This is a genomic window from Pseudooceanicola marinus (genome assembly GCF_002786295.1).
GTDB lineage: Bacteria > Pseudomonadota > Alphaproteobacteria > Rhodobacterales > Rhodobacteraceae > Pseudooceanicola > Pseudooceanicola marinus.
Map to the genome: position 1 here is coordinate 76,818 of NZ_PGTC01000013.1, position 25,385 is coordinate 102,202.

Here is a 25,385-nt window from a genome sequence, read left to right on the forward strand (position 1 = left end):
GCGTCCCTGGCCCGGTGATGCGCTTCCGGGCCGCCAGGTTCAAGGGGGCGGGACCGCGGGACCGCGGCGAGCCAGGTCAGCGATTGCGCGGGCTGACCTTGTCATCGACATCGGCGCGCACCTGGGCATGGGCGATCAGGGCGAAGATGAAGGTGCCGCCGATGACGTTGCCCAGAAGCGTCGGCAGCCAGAATTCCAGCACCGCCGCACCCAGACCCGCCTGACCGAGGAAGACCAGGTAGAGGACCTCCGTGGTGCCCGCGATCACGTGCGGGAAGTCCCCCACCGAGACCAGCCAGGTGGCGAGGAAGATCAGCCAGAGCCGCGCCTGCGGCGCCGCCGCCATGGCCCAGACCAGCGTGGCGATCAGCCAACCGGAGATCACCCCGCCGGAGAACATCTCCGGCGCGGGCTTGCCGATCAGGTGGCGCCCGATCTCGACGAAGGCAGAGGTGGTGTCGCTGTCGAAGAGCGGCATGAAGGCCAGCACCGCCCCCGCTATGGCGCCCCCGGCGGTGTTGCCCGCCAGCACGATCGCCCAGAGCCGCAGCACCCGCCCCACGTTGCGTTTCGTCGGGTCGGACATCACCGGCAGCACCGGCGTCACGGTGTTTTCGGTGAACAGCTGCTGCCCGGCGCAGATGACGAAGATGAAGCCCAGGGTATAGCCCATGGACTCCACCAGGAAGGCGATCTCCGTATCGGGCAGATGCGCGTGCAACAACCCCCGCGCCATGTAGGAGGTCGCCATGGTGATCCCGCCCGCAATGGCCGACCACAGCAGGGCCCGCCCGTCCCGCGCCATCTCCTTGTCGCCTTCGCGCCGGATGACCTCATGCACGGCTGCGGCAGTGGAGGGCAGCTTTTCCTCCAGATCCTCGAGGTCTGGTTCGTGGTCCTTTTGGGAGCTCTGTTCGGTGGCGTCGTGGTGGGGGTGCTTCGGCTCGGAAAGATCGGTCACGGGGGAGAGTCCTGATACGGGCTATCGGGAGAAACGCGGCAAGGGGGGCGGGGGTTCCCCCGCGGTCAGGCGCATCAATGCTCTTTCCCCGCAAACGACGAAGCCCCCGCCAAAGGGCGAGGGCTCCTCCTCGGTTCGTCAGGCCCTGCGGCGGTGGTTCACGCCGCTTCCCACAGCCCCTCGGCCTTCACCTGGGCCATCGCCTCATCGAGGCTGGTCCAGGCGCGTTCGATCAGCGTGTCGATTTCTTCCTTCGAGATCACCAGCGGCGGAGAGATGATCATCCGGTCGCCCACGTGGCGCATCACCAGGTTGTTGGCGAAGCAGCGCTCGCGCACCATGTAGCCCACCGTGCCGCCGGGGGCCTTGAACTTCGCCCGGCTTTCCGCGTCGGGCGTCAGCGCGATGGAGCCCATGCCGCCCACGATCTTCGCCTCGCCCACCATCGGATGCCTGGCCAGGCCCTCGAACTTTTCCTTCAGGTAGGGCGCGGTGACGCTGCCGAAGGTTTCCACCACGCCTTCCTCATCAAGGATCCGCAGGTTCTCCAGCGCCACGGCCGAGGCGACGGGGTGGCCGGAGTAGGTGTAGCCGTGGTTGAACTCGGTCGCGCCGATGACCTCGGCCACCTCGTCCGACAGGATCGAGCCGCCAATCGGCTGGTAGCCGGACGACAGACCCTTGGCGATGGTCATGATGTCGGGGCGGATGCCCACGGCCTGGCTGCCGAACCAGTGGCCGGTACGCCCGAAGCCGCAGATCACCTCGTCCGCGATCAGCAGGATCTCGTACTTGTCGCAGATGCGCTGGATCTCGGGCCAGTAGGTTTCGGGCGGCACGATGACGCCGCCGGCGCCCTGCACGGGTTCCGCGATGAAGGCCGCGACGTTCTCCTCGCCCAGCTCCAGGATGGCCTTTTCCAGCTGCTGCGCGCGCTCCAGACCGAAGTCCTCGGGGCTCATGTCGCCACCCTCGGACCACCAGTCGGGCTGGTCGATGTGATGGATGCCGGGGATCGGCAGGCCGCCCTGCATGTGCATCCCCTTCATGCCGCCCAGGGAGCCGGAGCCGACGGAGGACCCGTGATAGGCGTTCCAGCGCGAGATGATGGTCTGCTTCTCGGGCTTGCCCTTCTCGGCCCAGTAGGTGCGCACCAGGCGGATGTTGGTGTCATTCGCCTCGGACCCGGAGGAGGCGAACATCACCTTATTCAGACCCTCCGGCGCCAGCTCGGCCAGCTTCTTCGACAGGGCGATGACCGGGGCGTGGGTCGTCATGAAGAAGGTGTTGTAATAGGGCAGCTCGGTCATCTGGCGGGCAGCGACCTCGGCCAGCTCGGTGCGGCCATAACCGATGTTGACGCACCACAGCCCGGCCATGGCATCGAGGATGCTGTGCCCCTCGCTGTCGGTCAGCCAGCAGCCCTGGGCGCCGGTGATGACCCGGGCGCCGCGCTCGGCCAACTCGGTCTGGGTGGTGAAGGGATGGACGTGGTGCGCCGCGTCCAGCGCCTGAAGCTCTGCCGTCGGCAGGTGGTTGGAGATCTTGGTCATGACGAAATCCTCGGCTGTCCGCCCGCTCAGGGGCGCTTGGCTCAGAGGATATGATCAAATCCCGCGCTGTCAATCGAATCGCGGAGACGCTCAGAGGGCGCGCAGGATCATCTCCATCCCCTGCTCCAGATCACCCTGCATCGCCCGGGCGGCCCCCTCGGCATCGCCTGTTTTCAAGGCGATGATCAGATCCTTGTGCATGTCGGGCAGGTTGCGGGTGCCGAAGGCGCCGCAGACCACCCGCAGCGACGGGCCAAAGCGCAGCCACAGCCCCTCGACCAGCCCCGACAGGATCGGCGCCTCGGCCGCGGCGTTCAGCCGGGCGTGGAACTTGTGGTTCTCCACCAGGTAGTCGTGCACATGGCCGCGGCGGATGGCATCATCCAGCGCGCCGTCGATCCGTTCCATCGCCGCGATGCCCTCGACCGCGATGCGGGCGCAGGCCCGGCGGGCCAGTTCCGGCTCCAGCGCACGGCGGGCCACCAGCAGTTGTTCGATCTCCGCCGCGCCCAGCAGGGGCACGGAAATGCGGCGGTTTCCCTGGAATTCCAGCGCGCCCTCGGCCATCAGCCGGCGCAGCGCCTCGCGGACCGGGGTCATGCCCGCGCCCAGCTCGGCCACCAGGCCCTGGATGGTCACCGCCTGCCCCGGTTCGAACTGCCCGTAAAGGACACGCGCCCGCAGGGTGCGATAGACCACCTCATGCGCGGGCAGCCCGGCCCCCTGGCCTGCGCCCTGCTTTTCACCTTCCGACCGCGCCTCGACCGGGGGCACCGCCCCGGCGGCGCCACCCTGCGTGTCCGATGCCTGCAAAATAATCACCTCACGTTGACCCACCCGGGCACCACGCCATCTTGCACGGTCAGGGCGGCCATGAAAACATCTTCATGTTGCCAGGTTCCCCGCCTTTTGATCAAATCGGGGATCAAGGGGCGAAAGACCCCAGGCGAAACAACGGGAGTGCATTCATGAAACGTTCCATCCTCGGCCTGACGGCCGCGACCCTCGCACTAGGTGCGGCTGCGGCCCAGGCGGAAGAGGTCCACGTCTACAACTGGTCCGACTACATCGACGAGAGCCTGCTGGAGAAATTCGAGGCCGAGACCGGCATCGATCTGATCTACGACGTCTTCGACAGCAACGAACTGCTGGAAACCAAGATGCTGGCCGGCGGGTCCGGCTACGACGTGGTGGTGCCCACCGGCACCTTCCTGCAGCGGCAGATCATGGCCGGCGCCTTCCAGCCGCTGGACAAGTCCAAGCTGCCCAACATCGACAACATGTGGGACGTGATCCAGGACCGCACCGATGTCTACGACCCGGGCGGGGACTATTCGATCAACTACATGTGGGGCACCACCGGCATCGGCGTGAACACCGACAAGGTGGCCGAGGTCCTGGGCGAGGACGTTGCGCAGAACTCGCTGTCGCTGATCTTCGATCCGGCCAATGCCGAGAAGCTTTCGGAGTGTGGCATCTACATGCTGGACGCCCCCACCGAGACCGTGCCCGCCGCGCTGACCTATGCCGGCTGGGACAACCCCGACGACAAGTCGCAAGAGGCGCTGGACAAGGCCGAGGAGGTGCTGACCGCGATCAGCCCCTACATCACCAAGTTCCACAGCTCGGAATACATCAACGCGCTGGCCAACGGGGACATCTGCGTCGCCTTCGGCTGGTCCGGTGACGTTCTGATCGCCCGTGACCGCGCGGCGGAGGCCGACAACGGCGTCAGCGTTGAATACTACATTCCCTCCGAGGGCGCGCTGATGTGGTTCGACCAGATGGCGATCCCGGTCGATGCGCCGAACCCCGACGCGGCCCACCAGTTCCTGAACTTCATCATGGATGCCGAGAACATGGCCGCGGCGTCGAACTACGTCTACTACGCCAACGGCAACAAGGCCTCGCAGGACTACCTGAACGAGGACGTGATCGGCGATGGCGCCATCTACCCGGATCAGGAAACGCTGGACAACCTCTACACCGTGACCCCCTTCGGGCCCAAGGAACAGCGCCTGCTGACCCGCCTCTGGACCCGGGTGAAATCGGGCACCTGATACCCGCCGAAAGCGATCCCGCGTCGCGCCCCGCGCGGCGCGGGCCTTGTCACGTCCCGGAGTTCGCGCGCGCCCATGCCCCAGACCGTCTTTGCCCCCTGGGAAGATCCCGATGAGAAACCGCTGATCCGGTTTCAGAACGTCACCAAGAAATTCGGTGACTTCACCGCGATCCAGTCCATCGACCTCGATATATACACGCGCGAATTCTTTGCGCTGCTCGGCCCCTCGGGCTGTGGCAAGACGACCCTGATGCGGATGCTGGCCGGGTTCGAGACACCGACCACCGGAAAGATCCTGCTGGGCGGCGAGGACATCGCCGCCACGCCGCCGAACAAGCGCCCCGTGAACATGATGTTCCAGAGCTACGCGCTCTTCCCCCACCTCTCGGTCTGGGAAAACGTCGCCTTCGGCCTGAAACGCGAAGGCCGCGAGAAAGATGAGATCGCCACCCGCGTGGCCGACATGATGCGCCTGACGCGGCTCGACAAATTCGCGCGCCGCAAGCCGCATCAGCTCTCGGGCGGGCAACGCCAGCGGGTGGCGCTGGCCCGCTCGCTCGCCAAGGCGCCGAAGCTGCTGTTGCTGGACGAACCGCTGGGCGCGCTGGACAAGAAGCTGCGCGAAGAGACGCAGTTCGAACTGATGGACATCCAGGAGAAGACCGGTACCACCTTCGTCATCGTCACCCACGACCAGGAAGAGGCGATGACCGTCGCCTCCCGCGTAGCGGTGATGGACGAGGGGCAGCTGGTGCAGGTCTCCACCCCCGACCGGATCTACGAATACCCCAACTCGGTCTACGTGGCCGACTTCATCGGCGACGTGAACATCATCGAGGGCGCCGCCAGCCAGTCCGGCGACAAGGTGCTGGTCACCTGGGCAGAGGGCGCCTCGCCCCTGGTCGCCACCTCCACCGCGATGCTGACCAAGGACCAGCATTGCTACCTGGCGATACGGCCCGAGAAGATCACCATCACCGCCGAGGAGCCCGAGACCACCAACAAGGTGCACGGCGAGATCATCGACATCGGCTATCTCGGCAATATCTCTACCTACCACGTGAAGCTGCCCACCGGGCACATGGTGAAGGCTCAATCGACCAACACCCGGCGCCTGTCGCGGCGCAACTTCACCTGGGAAGACAAGGTCTGGCTCAGCTGGTCGGACACCGCCGCCGTCCTGCTGGAGCGTTGAGGATGGCCGGCGCCCTGCCCCGCCCCCTGCGCCCCCAGGCCCCTGTCGGATGCCTCCGGCGGGAGTATTTCCGACGAGATGAAGCAGGGGCGCCGCGCGCGGTCATCGGGCGCCGGGCCCTGTCTTCACTTCGTTCCAAATACTCCGGGGGGAGTCTCCGGGACGGAGACGGGGGGCAGCGCCCCCCTCTGCCTGCCCACCTGGCCCCCTCCTCCGCAGCCCGCACAACGGGAGGCCCCGCATGCGCCGCCTGATCCTGATCCTCGTTCCCTACCTCTGGCTGCTGGCGCTCTTCCTGGTGCCCTTCCTGATCGTGGTGAAAATCTCACTGTCGGACGTGGCGCTCGCCCGCCCGCCCTATTTCCCGCAGCTCGACCTGTCCGGAGGCTGGGCGGCGATCCGCGATTTCTTCACCGAACTCGACTTCGAGAACTTCGCCTTCCTGGCCAGTGACGACCTCTACTGGAAGGCCTACCTCAGTTCGCTGCGCATCGCGCTGATCTCCACCCTGCTGACCCTGCTGATCGGTTTCCCGGTCGCCTACGGCATGGCCTCGGCTCGTCCCGAATGGCGTCCGACGCTGATGACGCTGGTGATCCTGCCCTTCTGGACCAGCTTCCTGATCCGGGTCTATTCCTGGATGGGCATCCTCAGCCAGAACGGGCTTCTGAACACCTTCCTGCTGTGGACCGGGGTGATTTCCGAGCCGCTGACCATCATGAACACGGAAATCGCCGTCTACATCGGCATCGTCTATACCTACCTGCCCTTCATGATCCTGCCGATCTACGCGACGCTGGAAAAGCTCGACGGCTCGCTGCTGGAAGCGGCGGAGGACCTGGGCTGTTCGCGCACCTCCGCCTTCTGGCTGGTGACGGTGCCGCTGTCGAAACCCGGCATCATCGCCGGCTGCTTCCTGGTCTTCATCCCCGCCATCGGCGAGTTCGTCATCCCCTCGCTCCTGGGCGGATCGGACACGCTGATGATCGGCAAGGTGCTCTGGGAAGAGTTCTTCAACAACCGTGACTGGCCCGTCGCCTCCGCCGTGGCGGTGGTGCTTCTGGCCATCCTCATCATCCCCATCGTGCTGTTCCAGCGGAACGAGCAGAAGAACCGGGAGGCCGGCCAATGAGACGGATGAGCGGGTTCAACATCGTGTCGCTGACCTTCGGGCTGGCCTTCCTTTACCTGCCGATGGTGGTGTTGGTCATCTATAGCTTCAACGCCTCGAAGCTGGTGACGGTCTGGGCCGGGTTCTCCACCCAGTGGTACGGCGAGTTGATCCGGGACGAGGCCTTCCTCGACGCGGCGCTGGTGACTCTGAAGGTGGGGCTGATCTCCTCCACCATCGCCACGGTGCTGGGAACCATGGCGGCCTGGATCCTGGTCCGTTCGGGGCGGTTCCTGGGACGCACACTGTTTTCGGGGATGATCTATGCGCCGCTGGTGATGCCAGAGGTGATCACCGGCCTGTCGCTGCTGCTGCTGTTCATCGGCATCGACCTGGACCGGGGGATCCTGACCATCGTGCTGGCTCATACCACCTTCTCCATGTGCTACGTCTCGGTGGTGGTGTCGTCGCGGCTCGCCTCCTTCGACACCTCGCTGGAGGAAGCCGCCCTCGACCTGGGCTGCACGCCCTGGCAGAGCTTCCGCCTGGTGACCCTGCCGATCATCGCGCCCGCGGTGATCTCCGGCTGGCTGCTGGCCTTCACGCTATCGCTGGATGATCTGGTGATCGCCTCCTTCGCCGCCGGCCCATCCTCGACCACCCTGCCGATGAAGATCTTCTCCGCCGTGCGCCTGGGCGTCAGCCCGGAGATCAACGCGCTGTCGACCATCATGATCGGCATCGTCGCCATGGGGGTGATCCTCTTCTCGCTGATGTCGAAACGCACCATGATCCGCCAGCAGCAGGAAGAGCGTGACGCCGCCCGTGCCGAGGCATAGGACCACCCCATGACGACGAAGACACCACGCCGGATCTACCCGGACTATACCTACACGCGCGCACCGATCGAGCGCTGCTATTGGGCCGAGGCCGTGCCCGAGGCGGCGCTGGCCGCCCCGCCGCTGCCCGGCCCCGCCCGGGTCGAGGCGCTGGTGATCGGGGGCGGCTACACCGGCCTCAACGCCGCGCTGTCGCTGGCACAGGCAGGCCGCCAGGTCACGCTGATCGACGCCGCCTTCCCCGCCTTCGGCGCCTCGGGGCGCAACGGCGGTTTCTGCTGTCTCGGCTCGGCCCGGGCCAGCGACGGCCAGCTGCGCCGCCGCTTCGGCCCCGAGGCGCCCGCCGATCTGCGCCGGGCCGAGGCGGCCTCCATCGCCCATGTGGACCGGCTGACCCGCGTCCACGGGATCGACGTGGACCGCCATTCGACGGGCGAGACGATCCTGGCGCATTCGCCGAAGGCCATGGAGAAACTCGCCGCCAGCGCGGAAAGCTACAGCGCCGACTACGGCACCGAGATGCGGGTGCTTTCCAAGGCCGACCTGGCCATCGAGGGCCTCGATGGTCCCACCTGGTACGGCGGGCTGCACAATCCGCTGGGCTTCGCCCTGCACCCCCGGAAATATGCTGCTGGCCTGCTTCGCGCGGCGCTGGCGGCCGGTGTGACGGTGCATGGCGAAACGCCTGCCCTGGCGATCGAACAGCAGGGCCGGACCCTTTCCGTGACCACGCCCCGGGGTACAGTCACCGCCGACCGTGTGCTGGTCGCGACCAATGGCTACACGGCGGAAAACCTGGCCCCCTGGTTCCGGGGGCGCACCCTGCCCGCGCAAAGCTCGGCCATCGCCAGCCGCCCGCTGACCGAGGCGGAGATGCAGGCCCAGGGCTACTGGTCGCGCCAGATGGCCTATGAAGACCGGCGCCTGCTGCATTACTTCCACCTGACACCCGACGGGCGGATGGTCTTCGGCCAGCGCGGCGGGCTGCTGTCGTCGCCGGCGACCGAGGCGAAGCTGGCAAAACTGGTGCGCGCCGATTTCGACCGCGCCTTCCCGGCCTGGTCCCACGTCGAGACACCGCACTACTGGTCCGGGATGGTCTGCCTGACGGCCTCTCTGACGCCCTATTGCGGCCCGGTCCCCGGCCTGCCCGGCGCCTTCACCGCCTTCGGCTACCATGGCAACGGTGTCGCCATGGGCAGCTACCTGGGCGCCCGCATGGCAGAGCTGGCCCGCGACGAAGACCCCTCGGAGATCCTGCCCGCTTCCTTCCGCGCCCCGCCGCCCCGCTTCCCGCTGGGCCGCTTCCGGCGCCTGCTCCTGGCCGCCGAGTACACCCAGGCGCGGCTCTTCGATCTTTGAAGGGAGCGTATCGCCCTGGCGGGCGATGGCCTCCGGCGGGAGTATTTATGACTGTCGGATGAAACAAGGCGCCGCGCCCCTGCCCATCCGACAGCCATAAATACTCCGGGGGAGTCCGCCGCAGGCGGGCGGGGGCAGCGCCCCCGGCCTTCAGCTTTCGATCGACTTCGCCGCCCGCGCCTTGCCGCGTTTCAGGCCCAGGTGGCGTTCGCGCAGGATGATGATGACGCCCGCCAGGATCACGATCCCCGCGCCCAGCAACATCTGCGGCGTCGGCACCTCGGCGAAGATGAAATAGCCGATCGCCAGGGCAAAGATCATCGAGGCATAATCGAAGGGCGCCACCACCGAGGCATCGGCGAAGCGGTAGCACGACGTCAGGAAGATCTGACCGAAACCGCCCAGCACCCCGGCCAGGATCAGCATCCCCGCCTCCGCGCCCGAGGGCCAGGCCCAGCCGAACGGCAGGGTCAGCAGCGACAGCAGGGTCGAGGTGATGGTGAACCAGAACACGATGGCCGAGGTCTGTTCCTCGCGCACCATGTTGCGGATGTGGACCTGGGCCAGGGCGGCGCAGGTGGCCCCGAAGATCACGATCATCGCACCCACGGCCTCGGTCACCGCCACCGTATCGGCGCCCAGGGTGGTCACCCGCGGCTCCAGCACGATCAGCACGCCCACCATGCCCAGGCCCACGGCGCTGAGACGGAAGACCCCCACCTTCTCGTTCAGGAACATGCCGGCGAAGACCACCACCAGGATGGGCGTGGCGTATTGCAGGGCCGTCACCTCGGGCAGCGGCAGGAAGGCCAGCCCGGCAAAGCCGCAGCCCATGGCGGTGGTGCCGATCAGCCCGCGCCAGACATGGGCCATCGGGCGCTGCGTGCGCCAACCCGTCCTCAGATCGCCGCGCACCGCCAGCCACCCAAGGATCACCGGCAGGGCAAAGAAGGAGCGGAAGAAGACCGACTGGCCCGGCGGCACATGGCCCGCCGTCGCCTTGATGAGAGAGGTCATGGTGATGAAGCAGGTCACCGCCACCAGTTTCAGGACAATCCCCTTGAGCGGCTGCATGCCGGCCCCTTTCGCGTCGTAACTTCCCGCGCCCGTCTCCAGGGCGGGGCGCCACCCGACCCTTCTGTCCCGCCCCTGTCGCGGGGTCAACGGCGCGGGGCGCATACCCGCTGTCGCAGCGGCGGGCGGCAGGCCCCGCAGGACGGGACAGGACAGGACCGCATCGCGCGGGGCTCTGGCCTTGGGCCTGCCCGCGCGTATAATGGGCAGACCCCCGGAGCCAGGCCCCCATGGGTGCCAAGCCAGATCTCCCGATGTCGAAAAGGACCTTTGCCCGATGACCCCAGCTCTGCGCCCGATGGCCCGCTCCCTTCCCCTTGCCCTGCCGCTGATGCTGCTGGCCGCTGCGGCCCAGGCCCATACCGGTGCGGGCCACGCCGGCGGCTTCGTCAGCGGGTTCAGCCACCCGATCCTCGGCTGGGATCACGTGGTGGCCATGGTCGCCGTGGGCCTTTGGGGCGCGGTCCTGGGCAAGCCCGCGATCTGGATCCTGCCGGTGGTCTTCCCGCTGGTCATGGCCTTCGGCGCCGCGCTCGGCATCCTCGGCGTGCCACTGCCGGCCGTGGAGACGGGCATTGCGCTGTCGGGCGTGGTGCTGGGCCTCGCCGTGGCGCTGGCGGTGCGCGCGCCGCTGCCGATCGCCGCGGTGGTCGTCGGCGTCTTCGCCATCTTCCACGGCCACGCCCATGGAACCGAACTGCCCGCAGCGGCCAATCCGCTGGCCTATGGCGTGGGCTTCGTCCTGGGCACCGGGCTGCTGCACATGGCCGGCATCGCCTTGGGCCTGCTGACGGCGAAACCCGCCGGGCGGATCGTCGTGCGCCTGGCCGGGGGCCTGATTGCCGTGGTCGGCGGCGCCTTCCTGGCCGGGATCGCCTGATCCCTTGGCCCGGCGCCGCGCAGCCGTCGTGACACTACCAACGGCCCGGGCGCTGGCCCCGGGCCTTTGCATTTGGCTGGCCTTGCTACCCGCCCCGGCCTTGGCCCATGTGCCGGGCCTGCCAGCGGAAGCAATGGCCGCCCTGACGCTGGGCCTGCGCCTGCCCTTCCTCTACCCGGAAGCCCTTCTGCCCCTGCTGGTGCTCGGGCTAGCGCTGGCCGGCGGGCAACGCCCGCTGATCGCCGGGCTGGCGGGGCTCGGGGCGGGACTGCTGGGCGCTGATCTACTGGGCGAGGCCGCCACGGCGCTGTCGCTGGGCGCGGGGGCGCTGGCGGGCGCGGTACTGGCCCTGAAGGGGCCGCCGCTGCCGGGAATGCTGCGCCACGGGATGGGGTTCGTCCTGCCCGCGCTCATCATGGCCGCTCTCTACCACGGCGGCAGCGCCTCGGCGCCCGCACTGATGGCGCTTGGCTCGATGGGCGTGTTGGCGGTGACGGCGCTGCTGATCGCGGAAATCGCGGACCTGCTGCTGACGCGGCTACCCGGACCGATCCCGGGCCTCGCGCTGCGTATCGCGGCCAGCTGGCTCGCCGCGATCCTGATCCTGATGCTGGCCTTCGTGCTGGCCGACCCCGTGCCGGGCGGCGCCGGGGCCTAGGCCCTGCGTTACTCCGCTGCCGTGCTGCGCTTCGGCAGGACCCAGTCGGGGCGCGGGAAGTGGCAGGTGTAGCCATTGGGGATCCGCTCCAGGTAATCCTGGTGCTCCGGCTCGGCCTCCCAGAAATCACCCACCGGTTCGACCTCTGTCACCACGCGCCCGGGCCAGAGGCCCGAGGCCTCCACATCCGCGATGGTCTCCTCGGCCACCGCCTTCTGCACGTCATCGACGTAGTAGATGGCCGAACGGTAGGACAGGCCGATGTCGTTGCCCTGCCGGTTCAGCGTGGTCGGATCGTGGATCTGGAAGAAGACCTCCAGGATCCGCCGATAGGAAATCACATCGGGGTCGAAGAAGATCTCGATCCCCTCCGCATGGGTGCCATGGTTGCGATAGGTCGCATGGGGCACGTCGCCCCCGGTATATCCCACGCGGGTGCGTTTCACCCCGGGCAGCTTGCGGATCAGGTCCTGCATGCCCCAAAAACAACCCCCGGCGAGAACGGCGCGTTCTTCACTCATCACAGTTCCTCCACTTGGTCGATGTATTGGCCATAGCCCTCGGCCTCCATTTCTTCCTTCGGGACGAAGCGCAGCGAGGCCGAGTTGATGCAGTAGCGCAGCCCGCCACGGTCCGTCGGCCCGTCGGGGAAGACGTGGCCCAGGTGGCTGTCACCGTGTTTCGACCGCACCTCGACCCGCACCATGCCGTGACTTTCGTCCCGCAGGTTAACGATATTGTCTTCCTCGATGGGCTTCACGAAGCTGGGCCAGCCACAGCCGCTCTCATACTTCGCCGCGCTGGCAAACAGCGGCTCGCCGGAGACCACGTCGACGTAGATCCCGACCCGCTTGTTCTCCAGCAGGGGGCCGGTGAAGGGCCGCTCGGTGCCGCTTTCCTGGGTCACGTGGAACTGCTCCGGGGTCAGCCGCGCGATGGCTTCGTCTGTCTTGCGATACTCGGACATATGTTCCTCCGTTGCTTGCCCTCAATGTGGGGAAGGCCGGCCGGAAAGGAAAGGGGTACGGCCGACACAGCTTTTACACGGGTCTCTGCGAGCGCCGCGACAGTCGGTTAACTTCATGTATGCGGGTCCTTCGGGCGAAGTCTCGGGAGCTTTCACGTTCTTGCGTACCCCCCGAACCGGCACGGACCCGCCGCGATACAGGGGCGCAACCGACAGCCGGTCGCCTGTTTCCGCACCGGAACACACGGGTGAAAGCGTTTTGCCCCGCCCTCGTTGCCCATTTCGGGGTCCGCCAGACGAGGCCTGTCCGGGACCGATTGCAGGAGATGCAGATGGCTGTCCAAACCCGTTCCTTCGCCCTGGCCGCCGTGATTGCCGCCGCCTCCACCTCCGCCGCATGGGCGCAGCTGTCGCTGGGTGCAGGCGCTGGCGGCTCGATCAGCGCCAACGCCTTGGCCATTGCGACGATGCAGGACGCCATTTCGGCCAGTACCAGCCTTTCCGCTGCGCTGGAGGCCCAGAGCTTCACCCAGCTGGTAATCGACGACCGCGACTGAGCCTTTCACACCCCCGAAAACGCCCGGGGGCCGCATCGCGGGCCCCTTTTCTGTGCCGCAGCACAGCACGGCTGCGTTTCTTCCGCACTGCGGCGACGCCATCCGGCGTCAATCGGCAACATTTCGCCGACACCACTTCATTGTTGATTCAAATACTTATTTTCACCGAACCCCCTATCTTCAAGGCGATGATACGTTCCCGGAGTGGCGAAGACTCGCCCAACTCTCGGCATGCGTGCAACTGTCGCAGGTTGCACACGTTTATTCAGCATAGCGAGAGGAGAATATCCATGACCCTGGAACTGATGAAACGGACGACCGCCGTTTTCGCCGCCCTGGCGCTGATCGGCCCTACCGCGGCACAGGCACAACTGGGCCTGGACGTGGACCTTGACGCGAGTGATGGCGACGGGGTCGGCGTGAGCGTTGATGCCGGCGTCGGTGGTGACGACGGCGTGAACGCGGATGCAGACGTGGGCGTCGGTGGCAATGACGGTCTCGATGTTACGGCCGATGCCGATGTCGGTGTCGGCGGCAGCAACGGCGTGAATGCCGACGCGGATGCAGATGTGGGCGTCGGAGGCGGCGATGGCGTGATGGCTGATGCCGATGTCGATGCCGGCGTGGGCGGCGACGATGGCATCAATGCCGATGCTGACGTGACCGCTGGCCTTGGCGGTGGCGACGGCATCAACGCAGACGCAGACGTCGATGTGGGCGCCGGCGGCGAGACCATCGCCGATATCGGCGCCGACCTGGGCGTCGGCGGCGGCTCGGGCGGCGGCTCCGGCAACGGCGGCGGCGGCGCCTCCAATGGGGGCGGCACCAATGGCGGCATGATGCCCGACGCCGAAAATCTGGCCTTCGCTGTCAGCGGCTCCGGCATGTCGGCCATCGCGACCCTGCCCCCGCAGGCCTTCGGTCTGGTGACGGTGACGCAGCTGGCGCGCCGGGACGAGATCTCGATCCCCAGCTTCGATGCGCAGCTGCGCGAATCCCAGGGCTGGATCGCCCGCCTGCGCCAACGCATTGCGTCCAACGGCCCGCTGACCAGCTGGCTGCAGGGCCGGGGCTACACCACGCCGGACGTGGTGGGCTTCTACCGCAAGACCGACGGCAAGCTGTGGCTGATCGTCGACGACCGGGTCTGACCGACCCTTCGGGTGTGTGACCGGCGCGCGGACCGCGTCGAACCAGGGAAGGCGGGCGGCGTCCGGGAGAGATCCCGGGCGCCGTTTTCCCTCATCCCGTTGCCGTCAGCTTCTCGCGCGCAGCTGCGCCACGGCCCAGCCGGCGGCCTCTGCCACCACCGGGTCGGCATCGCCGGTCAGCGCCTCGACCGCCGGCAATAGATCCGGACGGCCCGAGTTGCCGATGGCATAGGCCACGTTGCGCACGAAGCGGTCGCGCCCGATCCGCTTGATCGGCGAGCCGGAGAACCGGGCGCGGAAAGCGGTATCATCCAGCGCCGCCAACTCGGCCAACGGGGGCGCCAGCAGGTCATCACGGGCGTGGTATTTCACCTCCGCCGCGCGTTCGGCGAACTTGTTCCAGGGACAGACCGCCAGGCAGTCGTCGCAGCCGTAGATCCGATTGCCCAGCTTGGCGCGCAGCTCCTCCGGGATCGGACCCTTGTATTCGATCGTCAGGTAGGAAATGCAGCGCCGGGCATCCAGTTGATATGGCTGGGGAAAAGCATCCGTCGGACAGGCGTCCAGGCAGCGGCGGCACCGCCCGCAATGGTCCACCTCCGCATCATCTAGGGGCAGCTCCAGCGTGGTGAAGATGGCACCGAGGAAGAACCAGCTGCCCAGCTCGCGGCTGACCAGGTTGGTATGCTTGCCCTGCCAGCCCAGCCCGGCGGCCTGGCCGAGGGCCTTTTCCGGCACCGGCGCCGTATCGACGAAGACCTTCACCTGCGCCGCTTCGCCGTCGGCCTGCGGCCCCGCCTCGGCAATCAGCCAGCGCGCCAGCCGCTTCAGCCGCTTCTTCACCACATCGTGGTAATCGCGGTTCTGGGCATAGACGGTGATGCCTGCCCGGTCGGGATGGCCCAGCACCTCCAGCGGGTCATGATCGGGGCCGTAGTTTTCGGCCAGCATCAGGATCGACCGCGCCTCGGGCCAAAGCGCCGAGGGGTCACCGCGCCAATGGCTGCGATCAGCCAGCCAGGACATCTGCCCGTGATAGCCCGCAGCGAGGAAGGCGCGCAGGCGCTCGGCCACATCCGGCACGGCCTCGGGCGCGCAAAGACGGGCGGCAGAGAATCCCTCTGCCCGCGCCTGGTCCAGAAGTTTGCGTTTCAGCGCCTCGGTCATGGGGGCCTTGTGCCAGAAATCGGGGGATGGGGGAAATGCGGTGACGCGATCCCGAGGGCCTGCGCCCCTCCGCCGGGGTCAGGCCCAACCATGCGCAGGGCTGTGCTGTCACACTGTCCCACGCCGCCCCTCGGGTCATGCCTGTGGCATGACCTGCGCGTTCAGAAATCCAGGTCGGCGTAATGCGCGGGCGGCGGGAAGCCCGGCACCTGGTCCATCAGGATGGCGCGGAACGCGGGGCGCGACTTGATCTTGGCGTACCAGTCCTTCACCTGCGCGTTCCGATCCCAGTCCACGTCGGAGATATAGTCGAGCGCCGACAGATGCGCGGCGGCGGCGAAATCCGCCAGGCTCATCCGGTCCCCGGCCAGCCAGCGGCGGTGATCCAGCAGCCAGCCCATGTAATCAATGTGGAACTTGATCGCCCGCAGACCGGCCATCACGTTGGTGGAATTGGGAAACCCCTGGCCGGTGATCTTCTTGTTCACCCGCTCGTAAAGCAGCTTCGAGGTCACCTCGTGGTGGAACTTGTCGTCGAACCACATCACCAGGCGGCGCACCTCATGCCGGGCCAGCGGATCCGAGGGCATCAGCGAGGGCTCGGGATAGAGCTCCTCCAGATACTCGCAGATCGCCGCGCTTTCGGCCAGGGCGTGACCATCCAGGCGCAGCACCGGCACCTTGCCGGCGGGGTTGCGACGCAGGAAATCGGTGTCCTTCTCCCAGTAGCGCTCTTCGATCAGCTTCACTTCGATCTTCTTCTCGGCCAGCGACAGGCGCACCTTGCGGCAGAAGGGAGACAGGGGAACGTGGTAAAGCTCTGCTGAAGTCATCGTTGTGTCCTGGTACGAATGGCCTGGCGCACGACGGCGCGGCGGGCCAACGGGCCCCGGGGCCTGAAATGTCACCTGTCTTGCCGCCTGAGGCCCGGAATTTCAATCCTCGAAACAGGCGGCCCGCCCATCCCGTGCGATCGTCGCGGCCCCGTCGCGGATTGCCGCCGACCGGCGGGAGACGAATTCACCCGGCGCGCTGGCCGACCAGCTTTGCGGCGAGGGCAACACGGCCGCCAGGCGCGCGGCCTGATCCGCCGACAGATCCTTCGGAAGTGCCTGGAAATACCGCCAGGCGCCGGCCTCGATGCCAAAGGCGCCCTCGTCGAACTCGGCCACGTTCAGATAGACCTCCAGGATCCGGCGCTTCGACCAGGTCAGCTCCACCAGCGGGGTAATCAGCGTCTCCAGCGCCTTCCGGACGTAGCTGCGCCCGTGCCAGAGATAGACGTTCTTCACGACTTGTTGAGAGATGGTCGACCCGCCCCGCGCCGCGCCGTCGGCAATGGCATCGCGGATCGCGGACATGTCGATCCCCCAGTGCAGGCAGAAATTGGCATCCTCGGCCGCCACGACCGAGCGCGCCATCACCGGGGCGATCTCCTCCATCGGAATCCATTGCCGGTCTATCTCACCCAGGCGCAACCGTTCCCGCAGCATGTAGGCACCGCCCCAGGGGCGGATCACCGAATGAGAGGTCACGACGAGGGCAAAGAGAATCACCACGACCGCCAGCCCGCGCAAAATCCAGCGTCGCAGCCAGCGCAGGGGCTGCGGACCACCGCGCGCGGCCTTTTTTCCCTTGCGGGAGGCCGTCTTGCGCGTCTTCGTTTTGGGTTTCGTCTGCTTTGCCACGAGTCCAGCTATACGCGTGACAGCCGGGGCAGCAAAGTCATTGCCAGGCCCCTTTCCGGTTGGCAGGCAAGAAAAAACCGGCACCAGGGCCGGTTTCATTCAATCGCGTTGCCCCGCCCAGTCGGCGGGCCAGATATCGGGGCGCCTTGCCCCCGGGATCCTGTTGCCAGACATCCCCCGGTCGGCCCCGATGGCCCCGAAGCCGGAGTGCAGGTCAAAGGTATCGCGGCGGTATTCATCCTCCAGCCGGGAGGACCGCGCCGCATTGCGCAGGCTGGACAGGATGGTGGGCCCCTCATCGGAATCCGCCTGTGACGTTCCGGGGGCAACCCCCGTCAGGGCGACGGCCAGGATGAGAGCGGGGACATAAGCAGTGCGGGTCGTCATGGACACCTCCCGGAAGCCGGGCTTGCGATCTTGAAAGAAAACGGCACCGGCGCCATTTCTGGTGCCGGTGCCGATGCCTGGGTCGTCACCACGGGGAGCGTAGGTAACGAACCCCGGTCTTACTTGGCTTCGGGCAGAACGTAGGCGTTCGTGCCGTTCAGGCCCGAGCGAGCGTCGTCATCGCTGTAGTCCACGACGGCGTTGCCGGAAGCGGCCAGCGAGTTGGTGTCGGTGTAGTTGCGGGTCACGTCCTGCTGTGCGGACTGAACGCTGTTCAGGCCCGAACGTGCGTCGTCGTCGCTGTAGCCGTTGAAGAACTGAGCCGAAGCGGAGGTTGCGGAAGCTGCGACGAGGGCGGCGACGCCGAGTGCTTTGAGGGTTTTCATTGTTGGTCTCCTAAGATCTCTAGTTTGTTTTGCTTCAGACGCTGTGTGTTTCTGTCTGCGTCCTTGCGATGAGAGAGATATAGGCCCGGCGAGCCGTCATTGGAAGTGCATCTATGCACAGGTCTCGGTTCATTGAGGCATATCGTGCCCTCACAAACATGAGAGGCCCTGCAACCATTTGATTTTAATATGTTTTACAATTCATTCATTGAACAAAACCCAGTACTCAGAAGTTTAGTTTTGCCTCAAAAAAGTTGTCTGAGGGTGGTTGAACGAAAAAAGAGAGCCCGCAGCGGCAGACCCTCTTGAAAGTTTTGTGACGTTTTCTAGGGCGGAAATTATTCCGCAGGAACAGAGACTTCTTCCTCCGACAGGGGGTGAGACAGGTGTTGCAGCATCTCTTTCGGGCAGATCTGAAGGAAGTTGCCCTTCTCCAGATCCCAGTGCTGAAGGATGTCCCGGGCCTTGCGCGAGTCGGTTTCGGCCACGTGACGCTCGATGAGTCCCTTGAGCTGTTGCTCCCAGTGATCCACGGTCACCGGGCAGGTCACCAGGGTTTCCGTGTTCATCAGCGTCTCGGCGCGGCCGTCCGGGTCATAGAGGTAGGCCATGCCCCCGGTCATGCCGGCACCGAAGTTCGGGCCGATGGAGCCCAGGATCACCGCGATACCTCCGGTCATGTATTCGCAGCCGTTCGAGCCACAGCCCTCGATCACCACCTTGGCGCCCGAGTTCCGCACGGCGAAGCGTTCGCCCGCGCGGCCCGCGGCAAAGAGGTAGCCGTCAGTCGCACCATAAAGGACGGTGTTGCCGATGATCGTGTTTTCGGCAGCCACCAGCGGCGATTGCATCGAGGGACGCACCACCACGGTGCCGCCCGACAGACCCTTGCCGACATAGTCGTTGGCCTCGCCCGAGACCTCGATCTTCAGGCCCGGGGCCGCGAAGGCGCCCAGGGACTGACCGGCGGAGCCTTCCAGTTTCACCGTCAGGTGGTCGGGCTGCAGCGCGTTGCGCATGCCGAAGGCGCGCACGATGTGGCTAGAGGTGCGCGTGCCCACGGTGCGGTGCGTGTTCTGCACCGCGTAGGACAGCTGCATCTTTTCGCCATCCTTCAGGAAGCGGGCGGCATCGCGGACGATCTCGGCATCCAGGGTGTCCGGCACCGCGTTGCGCGGCTTCAGACGGTCGTAGTGGATGTCCTTGGCGCCATCGACGGTGATCAGCAGCGGGTTCAGGTCGAGGTCGTCGAGGTGTTCCGCCCCGCGCGACACCTGGTGCAGCAGGTCGGCGCGGCCGATCACCTCGTCCAGGGACCGAGCGCCGATCTCGGCCAGGATCTCCCGCACTTCCTGGGCATAGAAGGTGATGAGGTTCACCACCTTGTCCGCCGTGCCGGTGAACTTGGCCCGCAGCGCCGGGTCCTGCGTGCAGACGCCCACCGGGCAGGTGTTCGACTGGCACTGACGGACCATGATGCAGCCCATGGCGATCAGGGCGGCGGTGCCGATGCCGTATTCCTCGGCCCCCATCATCGCGGCCATGACGATGTCGCGGCCCGTGCGCAGGCCCCCATCGGTGCGCAGCGTGACCCGCTCACGCAGCTTGTTCATTGCCAGCACCTGGTGCGCCTCGGTCAGACCCATTTCCCAGGGCAGACCCGCGAACTTGATCGAGGTCGCGGGCGAGGCACCCGTGCCGCCGTTGTGGCCCGAGATCAGGATGACGTCCGCCTTGGCCTTGGCCACACCGGCGGCGATCGTGCCGACGCCGGAGGACGACACCAGCTTCACCGTCACCTTCACGGTGGGGTTGATCTGCTTCAGGTCGTAGATCAGCTGCGCCAGATCCTCGATCGAGTAGATGTCGTGGTGCGGCGGCGGCGAGATCAGGGTCACGCCCTTGGTCGAATGGCGCAGGCGGGCGATCAGGTCGGTGACCTTCATGCCGGGCAGCTGCCCCCCCTCACCGGGCTTGGCGCCCTGGGCCACCTTGATCTCAAGCTCTTCGCACTGGTTCAGGTACTCGGCGGTCACGCCGAACCGGCCCGACGCCACCTGCTTGATCTTGGCCGACGGGTTGTCGCCGTTAGGTTCGGGCACGAAGTGCGCCGGATCCTCGCCACCCTCGCCGCTGTCGGACTTGGCGCCGATGCGGTTCATCGCGACGTTCAGCAGCTTGTGCGCCTCGGGCGACAGCGCGCCCAGGGACATGCCCGGCGTCACGAACCGCTTGCGGATCGAGGTGATCGATTCGACTTCTTCAATCGGGATCGACTTGGCCAGCGGCTTGATCGCCAGCAGGTCGCGCAGGTGGATCGGCGGGTTCGCCTGCATCCGGGCGCTGTACTGCTTCCAGATCTCGTAGCTGGCCCGGTCACAGGCCGCCTGCAGCATGTGCATGGTCTGCGCTTCCCAGGCGTGGGTCTCGCCCGACTTGCGCGCCTTGTAGAAACCACCGATCGGCAGCACGTCCTGGCCGTTCTTCCAGCCCAGGCGGTGCACTTCCTCGATCTTCTTCTGGATGCCGTAGATCCCGATGCCCGAGATCCGCGACAGCATGCCGGGGAAGAACTCGGCGCACATGGCGCGGCTCAGGCCCACGGCCTCGAAGTTCAGGCCGCCGCGATAGGAGGAAATGACCGAGATGCCCATCTTGGCCATGATCTTCAGCAGACCCTGGTCGATGGCATCGCGATAGCGCTTCATGTTCTCGGTCAGCGTGCCGTCCAGCAGGCCCCGCTTGATGCGGTCGGCGATGCTGTCCTCGGCCAGGTAGGCGTTCACGATGGTCGCGCCGGAGGCGATCAGCACGGCGAAGTAATGCGGATCGACACATTCGGCCGAGCGCACCCCGATGGAGCAGAAGGTGCGCAGGCCCTTCTGGGTCAGCCAGCTGTGCACGGCGGAGGTCGCCAGGATCATCGGCATGGCCACCTTGTCGGGGCCCTGATGCTGATCGGTCAGGATGATGTGACCGCCGCCGGACCGAACCGCGTCCTCCGCTTCGCGCCGGATGCGGTTCAGCGCCTCGCGCAGAGCGCCGCGTTCGCCGGTGGCGGGGAAGGTACAGTCGATCTCGACCATCTCGGCGTTGAAGTGATTGCGCAGCTCGTCGAACTGGGCGTTACCCACGAAGGGGGTATCCAGCACCAGGATCTCGGTCTGCGCGCTGCTCTCATCCAGCACGTTCTTCAGGTTGCCGAAGCGCGTCTTCAGGCTCATCACGCGGAATTCGCGCAGGCTGTCGATCGGCGGGTTGGTCACCTGGCTGAAGTTCTGGCGGAAGAAGTGCGACAGCGGGCGATACTTGTTGGACAGCACGGCAGAGGGCGTATCGTCACCCATCGAGGCGATGGCTTCCTTGCCGTCCTCGGCCATGGGCGCCAGCATGTTCTCCAGCTCTTCGATGGAATAGCCCGCCGCGATCTGCCGCTTGCGCAGCTCACCGCCCTCGAACAGGGGCTTCTCCTCGACCTGGGCCAAGGCCTCGTCCAGCTCGGAAATCTTGCCGACCCATTCGCCGAAGGGCTGACCGGCGGCCAGTTTGTCCTTGATTTCCACGTCGTGGTAGAGCTTGCCCTCGAAGGTATCCACGGCCAGCAGCTGACCCGGGCCCAGGGCGCCCTTTTCGCGCACGGTGGCCTCGTTCGTCGGCACCATGCCCGCCTCGGAGCCCGCGATCAGCAGCCCGTCGCCGGTCACGACATAGCGCATCGGGCGCAGGCCGTTGCGGTCGGTGCCGGCGCAGACCCAGCGACCGTCGGTCATGGCCAGGGCGGCGGGGCCGTCCCAGGGTTCCATCACCGAGTTGCAGTAGGAATACATGTCACGCCAGGCTTCGGGCAGTTCCTCGGCCTGCTTGGACCAGGACTCGGGCACCAGCATGGTTTTCGCCATGGGCGCGTTGCGGCCCGCGCGGACCAGCACCTCAAAGACGGCATCCAGCGCGGCGGAATCCGAAGACCCGCCGGGGATGATCGGCTTGATGTCTTCCGCCATGTCCCCGAAGGCCGAGGAGGCCATGCGAATCTCGTGGCTCTTCATCCAGTTCACGTTGCCCTTCAGCGTGTTGATCTCGCCGTTGTGGGCCAGCATGCGGAAGGGCTGCGCCAGCCACCATTCCGGGAAGGTGTTGGTGGAATAGCGCTGGTGGTAGAGAGCGAAGGTCGACTCGAAACGCTCGTCCATCAGGTCGGGGTAGAAGACGGCGACCTGTTCGGCCAGCATCATGCCCTTGTAGATGATCGACCGGCAGGACAGCGACGCGAGATACAGATCGGTGATGCCGGCGGCGGCGGCGGCCTTCTCGATCCGGCGACGGATCACGTACAGCTCGCGCTCGAACTGTTCCTCGTCGACGCCCTTGATGTTGGAAATCAGGATCTGCTCGATCTCGGGGCGGGTGGCGTTGGCCTTTTCGCCCAGGCAGTCGATCTCGACCGGGACGTGGCGCCAGCCGTAGATGTAGTAGCCCATGCGCAGCACTTCGGCCTCGACGATGGTCCGGCAGGTTTCCTGGGCGCCGAAATCGGTGCGCGGCAGGAAGACCTGGCCCACGGCCATCAGCTCATCCTCGCGCGGCTCGTGGCCAGTACGCTTGATCTGGTCATAGAAGAAGGGGACCGGGATCTGCACGTGGATCCCCGCGCCGTCGCCCGTCTTGCCGTCGGCATCCACGGCGCCGCGGTGCCAGATCGCCTTCAGCGCGGTGATCCCCGCCTCGACCACCTTGCGCGACGGCTTCCCGTCGATGGAAACGACAAGGCCCACGCCACAGGAGGAATGCTCATGCTCCTCGCGGAACAGGCCGTTTTCCTCCATCCACTGGCGCTTGGCTTTCTCGGCTGCGGCCCAATTCGCGTCGATCTTGGTCATGGTCAGGTCTCCCTTGGCCGAAATGGCGGTGTTGCGGGGAAAAGCGGGGGCGGTCATGCGCCCTGCTCTCCGGTCATCTCTTCGGTTTCGCCACCCTCTTCGGGCAGCGCATCTTCGCGGCGGTAGACGCCCAGCGGTTCCAGTGTCTTGCGCAGCTTGCGCGCCTGGTTGAGGAAGGCGCGTTCCAGCACGGCGCCGGTCAGTCCGGCATCATCCAGCAGCTGCGGCACGGTCTTGTCGCCCGAGGGCAGCACGAACTGATGGATGTTCGGCTGCAACGGGAAGCTTTCCAGGTGGGCGGCCTCGCCCGGCGCCTCGCCGTGGATCAGATAGTAGTCGGCCGACCGGCCCAGGACCTCGCCCAGGTTGTGCAGGCGCAGATCCTCCAGGCCCTTGCCCTCGGGAATGGCGCGGGCGGGCATGGCGAAGAGCGGGCTCAGCGCCAGGGCCACCTTGACCTCCAGGAAGGCCGGCATGGCCAGCGCCATGAAACCGCCCATCCCCTGGCCCAGCACCATCACCGTCTCGGCGGCGCATTCGCGACGATAGGCGGCGGCCCATTCGACGATTTCCTCGATCAGGCCCTCGCCGTTCAGCCAGGTGTTGCCGGGATCGGCGAAGAAAAGCACGTTGTCGCGCCCGCCATGGCTGGCCGCATGGGCAAAGGCCGCCAGCGGCGCACCGCCCTCCTCGCTGTCCCAGAAGGACAGCACCAGGCGGGTGCTGGTGCCACGGTACAGCCAGACCTTCAGCGTCTCGCTGTCCGAAACCGGGGTGATGTCGAGTGCGTCTGCCATGTCCTGCCCTTTCGGGGCCTCGCGGGAAATGCTGGGAAGGGGGGACGCGCGGGGACGCGCGCCCGGGGTGTTGCGAGCTCTTGCTTACTCGGCGGCGACGGAGGCCGGGGCAGCCAGGTCTTCGAGGATCGCGGCGGCGCAATCGCGCCCGTCGCGGATCGCCCAGACCACCAGGGAGGCACCGCGCACGATGTCGCCCACGGCATAGACCCGGTCCAGCGAGGTGCGGCCGGTGCCGAAATCGGCGCGGATGGTGCCCCAGCGGGTCACTTCCAGGCCGTCGGCGTTCCACAGCTTCGGCAGATCCTCAGGCTCAAACCCAAGCGCCTTGATGACGATGTCGGCCTCTTCGGCATAGTCGCTGCCCTCGATCACCTCAGGCGACTGGCGGCCCGTCGCATCGGGCTGGCCCAGGCGCATGCGCTGCACCAAGGCCTGGCGCACGCGGCCCGCGCCGGCGCCCGCGCCCTCGGGTTCGATCACCCCGGTGGTGAACCCGACGGGGTTCGACAGCCAGACGAACTCCACGCCCTCTTCCTCGGCGTTCTGCACCTCGCGCTGCGAACCCGGCATGTTCTTGCGGTCGCGGCGATAGAGACATTTGACCGACTCGGCGCCCTGGCGGATGGCGGTGCGGACGCAGTCCATCGCGGTGTCGCCACCGCCGACCACAACGACCTTCTTGCCCTTCGCGTTCAGCTCGCCGTTCAGATATTCCTCGACCTCGTCGCCGAAGCTGACCTTGTTGGAACAGGTCAGGTAGTCGATGGCGCGCACGATGCCCTCGGCCTCGGCATTGGGGCCGGTCAGCTCGCGGGTCTTGTAGACGCCGGTGGCGATCAGCACGGCGTCATGCTTGCCGCGGATCGCATCGAAGGAGATGTCGTCGCCCACGGTGCAGTTCAGCACGAATTCCACGCCGCCCGCTTCCAGCTGCTCGACGCGGCGCATGACGACGTCCTTTTCCAGCTTGAAGCCGGGGATGCCGTAGGTCAGCAGGCCGCCGGCGCGGTCGTAGCGGTCATAGACGGTGACCTGCACGCCGGCACGACGCAGCATGTCGGCCGCGGCCAGGCCGCCGGGGCCCGCGCCGATGATGCCGACGCTTTCCTCGCGCTCCTGCGCGGGCGCGGGCGGCTTCACCCAGCCCTTTTCCCAGGCGGTATCGGTGATGTATTTCTCCACCGCGCCGATGGTGACGGTGCCGTGGCCCGACTGTTCGATCACGCAGTTGCCTTCGCACAGACGGTCCTGCGGGCAGATGCGGCCGCAAATCTCCGGGAAGGTGTTGGTGGCCTGGCTGATCGCATAGGCCTCTTCCAGACGGCCCGTCGCCGTCAGGTTCAGCCAGTCGGGGATGTTGTTGTGCAGCGGGCAGTGGGACTGGCAGTAGGGCACGCCACACTGGCTGCACCGGCTCGCCTGCTCCTCGGCCTTGGCCTGGGCATATTCCGCATAGATTTCGTCGAAGTCATGGGCACGGACATCCGCATCCCGCTTTTCCGGGGTTTCCCGCTCGACGGAGACGAATTTCAGCATCGGTTGCTTCGCCACGGCCAACTCCTCGTTACGCTTTTCGCTACCTTGTTCCGGGGCCTTCTACAGCACGGATCGCGGCGTGAAAAGTCAGAACTAGTGACCTATTAATGCGCAAACGGCGCTTTCAGCAGGACGAGCGCGCATCTGACAGGTTCTATTGGGTATACATCCGGA

Annotated in this window: 23 protein-coding genes; 9 read left to right on the forward strand and 14 right to left on the reverse strand. The window is 66.4% G+C overall.

Features of this window, described 5'->3' with window-relative positions:
* Nucleotides 1-76: 76 nt before the first annotated feature.
* The 3 genes from CVM50_RS08480 to CVM50_RS08490 form a co-directional block, all read right to left on the reverse strand.
* The gene (locus tag CVM50_RS08480) at nucleotides 77-961 is read right to left on the reverse strand and encodes a formate/nitrite transporter family protein (protein ID WP_085889640.1); all 885 of its coding nucleotides are present in this window, start codon (nucleotides 959-961) and stop codon (nucleotides 77-79) included.
* 158 nt (nucleotides 962-1,119) lie between these two features.
* The gene (locus tag CVM50_RS08485) at nucleotides 1,120-2,514 is read right to left on the reverse strand and encodes an aspartate aminotransferase family protein (RefSeq protein WP_085889639.1); all 1,395 of its coding nucleotides are present in this window, start codon (nucleotides 2,512-2,514) and stop codon (nucleotides 1,120-1,122) included.
* 90 nt (nucleotides 2,515-2,604) lie between these two features.
* Complete coding sequence (locus CVM50_RS08490) at nucleotides 2,605-3,288, reverse strand: GntR family transcriptional regulator (protein WP_100148470.1); 684 nt, start codon at nucleotides 3,286-3,288, stop codon at nucleotides 2,605-2,607.
* Between the two features lie 194 nt (nucleotides 3,289-3,482).
* Between CVM50_RS08490 and CVM50_RS08495 the strand changes: the two genes are divergently transcribed.
* The 5 genes from CVM50_RS08495 (at nucleotide 3,483) to CVM50_RS08515 (ending at nucleotide 9,083) form a co-directional block, all read left to right on the forward strand.
* Complete coding sequence (locus tag CVM50_RS08495; protein ID WP_085889637.1) at nucleotides 3,483-4,574, forward strand: polyamine ABC transporter substrate-binding protein; 1,092 nt, start codon at nucleotides 3,483-3,485, stop codon at nucleotides 4,572-4,574.
* Nucleotides 4,575-4,649: 75 nt separating this feature from the next.
* Complete coding sequence (locus CVM50_RS08500) at nucleotides 4,650-5,771, forward strand: ABC transporter ATP-binding protein (protein ID WP_085889636.1); 1,122 nt, start codon at nucleotides 4,650-4,652, stop codon at nucleotides 5,769-5,771.
* Between the two features lie 241 nt (nucleotides 5,772-6,012).
* Nucleotides 6,013-6,903 carry an ABC transporter permease subunit gene (locus CVM50_RS08505; protein ID WP_085889635.1) on the forward strand — a complete coding sequence of 297 codons (891 nt, stop codon included), beginning with the start codon at nucleotides 6,013-6,015 and terminating at the stop codon, nucleotides 6,901-6,903.
* The gene (locus CVM50_RS08510; protein ID WP_085889634.1) at nucleotides 6,900-7,721 is read left to right on the forward strand and encodes an ABC transporter permease subunit; all 822 of its coding nucleotides are present in this window, start codon (nucleotides 6,900-6,902) and stop codon (nucleotides 7,719-7,721) included. The genes CVM50_RS08505 and CVM50_RS08510 overlap by 4 nt, the downstream gene beginning before the upstream one ends.
* 9 nt (nucleotides 7,722-7,730) lie before the next feature.
* The gene (locus CVM50_RS08515; protein WP_085889633.1) at nucleotides 7,731-9,083 is read left to right on the forward strand and encodes an NAD(P)/FAD-dependent oxidoreductase; all 1,353 of its coding nucleotides are present in this window, start codon (nucleotides 7,731-7,733) and stop codon (nucleotides 9,081-9,083) included.
* 150 nt (nucleotides 9,084-9,233) lie between these two features.
* Here the strand turns inward: CVM50_RS08515 and CVM50_RS08520 are convergent, their stop codons facing one another.
* On the reverse strand, nucleotides 9,234-10,157 hold the full coding sequence (locus tag CVM50_RS08520; RefSeq protein ID WP_085889632.1) for a DMT family transporter: 924 nt from the start codon (nucleotides 10,155-10,157) through the stop codon (nucleotides 9,234-9,236).
* A 277-nt stretch (nucleotides 10,158-10,434) separates the two neighbouring features.
* On the opposite strand from CVM50_RS08520, the gene CVM50_RS08525 reads away from it, so the two are divergent.
* Nucleotides 10,435-11,037 (forward strand): HupE/UreJ family protein, encoded by a 603-nt coding sequence (locus CVM50_RS08525; protein ID WP_085889631.1) that lies wholly within the window; start codon nucleotides 10,435-10,437, stop codon nucleotides 11,035-11,037.
* A gap of 133 nt (nucleotides 11,038-11,170) precedes the next feature.
* The gene (locus CVM50_RS08530; protein WP_085889630.1) at nucleotides 11,171-11,695 is read left to right on the forward strand and encodes a hypothetical protein; all 525 of its coding nucleotides are present in this window, start codon (nucleotides 11,171-11,173) and stop codon (nucleotides 11,693-11,695) included.
* Between the two features lie 8 nt (nucleotides 11,696-11,703).
* On the opposite strand, the gene msrA is transcribed toward CVM50_RS08530, so the two are convergent.
* Together msrA and msrB are read right to left on the reverse strand one after the other, a co-directional pair.
* Nucleotides 11,704-12,216 carry a peptide-methionine (S)-S-oxide reductase MsrA gene (msrA, locus tag CVM50_RS08535; protein ID WP_085889629.1) on the reverse strand — a complete coding sequence of 171 codons (513 nt, stop codon included), beginning with the start codon at nucleotides 12,214-12,216 and terminating at the stop codon, nucleotides 11,704-11,706.
* Complete coding sequence (gene msrB / locus CVM50_RS08540; RefSeq protein ID WP_085889628.1) at nucleotides 12,216-12,662, reverse strand: peptide-methionine (R)-S-oxide reductase MsrB; 447 nt, start codon at nucleotides 12,660-12,662, stop codon at nucleotides 12,216-12,218. The genes msrA and msrB overlap by 1 nt, the downstream gene beginning before the upstream one ends.
* Before the next feature lie 332 nt (nucleotides 12,663-12,994).
* Here msrB and CVM50_RS08545 point away from each other — a divergent pair, with 332 nt between their 5' ends.
* Nucleotides 12,995-13,219, forward strand: a complete 225-nt coding sequence (locus CVM50_RS08545; protein WP_085889627.1) for a hypothetical protein — start codon at nucleotides 12,995-12,997, stop codon at nucleotides 13,217-13,219.
* Between the two features lie 290 nt (nucleotides 13,220-13,509).
* Nucleotides 13,510-14,370 carry a hypothetical protein gene (locus CVM50_RS21325; RefSeq protein WP_085889626.1) on the forward strand — a complete coding sequence of 287 codons (861 nt, stop codon included), beginning with the start codon at nucleotides 13,510-13,512 and terminating at the stop codon, nucleotides 14,368-14,370.
* Nucleotides 14,371-14,475: 105 nt separating this feature from the next.
* Here the strand turns inward: CVM50_RS21325 and queG are convergent, their stop codons facing one another.
* The 8 genes from queG to CVM50_RS08595 all read right to left on the reverse strand — a co-directional run bounded on the left by queG (nucleotide 14,476) and on the right by CVM50_RS08595 (nucleotide 25,226).
* On the reverse strand, nucleotides 14,476-15,537 hold the full coding sequence (gene queG / locus CVM50_RS08560; protein ID WP_085889625.1) for a tRNA epoxyqueuosine(34) reductase QueG: 1,062 nt from the start codon (nucleotides 15,535-15,537) through the stop codon (nucleotides 14,476-14,478).
* A 161-nt stretch (nucleotides 15,538-15,698) separates the two neighbouring features.
* Nucleotides 15,699-16,370, reverse strand: coding sequence for an FtsZ-binding protein FzlA (gene fzlA / locus CVM50_RS08565; protein ID WP_085889624.1), 672 nt, complete (start codon nucleotides 16,368-16,370; stop codon nucleotides 15,699-15,701).
* Between the two features lie 102 nt (nucleotides 16,371-16,472).
* Entirely contained in the window at nucleotides 16,473-17,225 is a 753-nt protein-coding gene (gene mtgA / locus CVM50_RS08570) for a monofunctional biosynthetic peptidoglycan transglycosylase (RefSeq protein ID WP_232618193.1), read from the reverse strand.
* Nucleotides 17,226-17,324: 99 nt separating this feature from the next.
* Complete coding sequence (locus tag CVM50_RS08575; RefSeq protein ID WP_085889623.1) at nucleotides 17,325-17,612, reverse strand: hypothetical protein; 288 nt, start codon at nucleotides 17,610-17,612, stop codon at nucleotides 17,325-17,327.
* Between the two features lie 119 nt (nucleotides 17,613-17,731).
* Nucleotides 17,732-17,998 (reverse strand): hypothetical protein, encoded by a 267-nt coding sequence (locus tag CVM50_RS08580; RefSeq protein ID WP_085889622.1) that lies wholly within the window; start codon nucleotides 17,996-17,998, stop codon nucleotides 17,732-17,734.
* Nucleotides 17,999-18,336: 338 nt separating this feature from the next.
* On the reverse strand, nucleotides 18,337-22,875 hold the full coding sequence (gltB, locus tag CVM50_RS08585) for a glutamate synthase large subunit (RefSeq protein ID WP_085889714.1): 4,539 nt from the start codon (nucleotides 22,873-22,875) through the stop codon (nucleotides 18,337-18,339).
* A gap of 53 nt (nucleotides 22,876-22,928) precedes the next feature.
* Nucleotides 22,929-23,672, reverse strand: a complete 744-nt coding sequence (locus CVM50_RS08590) for a hypothetical protein (protein ID WP_085889621.1) — start codon at nucleotides 23,670-23,672, stop codon at nucleotides 22,929-22,931.
* 84 nt (nucleotides 23,673-23,756) lie between these two features.
* The gene (locus CVM50_RS08595; protein WP_085889620.1) at nucleotides 23,757-25,226 is read right to left on the reverse strand and encodes an NAD(P)-dependent oxidoreductase; all 1,470 of its coding nucleotides are present in this window, start codon (nucleotides 25,224-25,226) and stop codon (nucleotides 23,757-23,759) included.
* Between the last annotated feature and the right edge of the window lie 159 nt (nucleotides 25,227-25,385).

Excerpts from the sequence above, each read along its gene's own strand:
- msrB (WP_085889628.1), bottom strand. The coding sequence starts at position 12,662 with ATGTCCGAGTATCGCAAGACAGACGAAGCCATCGCGCGGCTGACCCCG.
- CVM50_RS08495 (WP_085889637.1), top strand. The coding sequence starts at position 3,483 with ATGAAACGTTCCATCCTCGGCCTGACGGCCGCGACCCTCGCACTAGGT.
- CVM50_RS08580 (WP_085889622.1), bottom strand. The coding sequence starts at position 17,998 with ATGAAAACCCTCAAAGCACTCGGCGTCGCCGCCCTCGTCGCAGCTTCC.
- CVM50_RS08525 (WP_085889631.1), top strand. The coding sequence starts at position 10,435 with ATGACCCCAGCTCTGCGCCCGATGGCCCGCTCCCTTCCCCTTGCCCTG.
- CVM50_RS08575 (WP_085889623.1), bottom strand. The coding sequence starts at position 17,612 with ATGACGACCCGCACTGCTTATGTCCCCGCTCTCATCCTGGCCGTCGCC.
- CVM50_RS08510 (WP_085889634.1), top strand. The coding sequence starts at position 6,900 with ATGAGACGGATGAGCGGGTTCAACATCGTGTCGCTGACCTTCGGGCTG.
- CVM50_RS08520 (WP_085889632.1), bottom strand. The coding sequence starts at position 10,157 with ATGCAGCCGCTCAAGGGGATTGTCCTGAAACTGGTGGCGGTGACCTGC.
- CVM50_RS21325 (WP_085889626.1), top strand. The coding sequence starts at position 13,510 with ATGACCCTGGAACTGATGAAACGGACGACCGCCGTTTTCGCCGCCCTG.
- CVM50_RS08590 (WP_085889621.1), bottom strand. The coding sequence starts at position 23,672 with ATGGCAGACGCACTCGACATCACCCCGGTTTCGGACAGCGAGACGCTG.
- CVM50_RS08505 (WP_085889635.1), top strand. The coding sequence starts at position 6,013 with ATGCGCCGCCTGATCCTGATCCTCGTTCCCTACCTCTGGCTGCTGGCG.
- CVM50_RS08515 (WP_085889633.1), top strand. The coding sequence starts at position 7,731 with ATGACGACGAAGACACCACGCCGGATCTACCCGGACTATACCTACACG.
- gltB (WP_085889714.1), bottom strand. The coding sequence starts at position 22,875 with ATGACCAAGATCGACGCGAATTGGGCCGCAGCCGAGAAAGCCAAGCGC.
- msrA (WP_085889629.1), bottom strand. The coding sequence starts at position 12,216 with ATGAGTGAAGAACGCGCCGTTCTCGCCGGGGGTTGTTTTTGGGGCATG.
- CVM50_RS08500 (WP_085889636.1), top strand. The coding sequence starts at position 4,650 with ATGCCCCAGACCGTCTTTGCCCCCTGGGAAGATCCCGATGAGAAACCG.
- queG (WP_085889625.1), bottom strand. The coding sequence starts at position 15,537 with ATGACCGAGGCGCTGAAACGCAAACTTCTGGACCAGGCGCGGGCAGAG.
- CVM50_RS08485 (WP_085889639.1), bottom strand. The coding sequence starts at position 2,514 with ATGACCAAGATCTCCAACCACCTGCCGACGGCAGAGCTTCAGGCGCTG.
- CVM50_RS08530 (WP_085889630.1), top strand. The coding sequence starts at position 11,171 with ATGGCCGCCCTGACGCTGGGCCTGCGCCTGCCCTTCCTCTACCCGGAA.
- fzlA (WP_085889624.1), bottom strand. The coding sequence starts at position 16,370 with ATGACTTCAGCAGAGCTTTACCACGTTCCCCTGTCTCCCTTCTGCCGC.
- CVM50_RS08545 (WP_085889627.1), top strand. The coding sequence starts at position 12,995 with ATGGCTGTCCAAACCCGTTCCTTCGCCCTGGCCGCCGTGATTGCCGCC.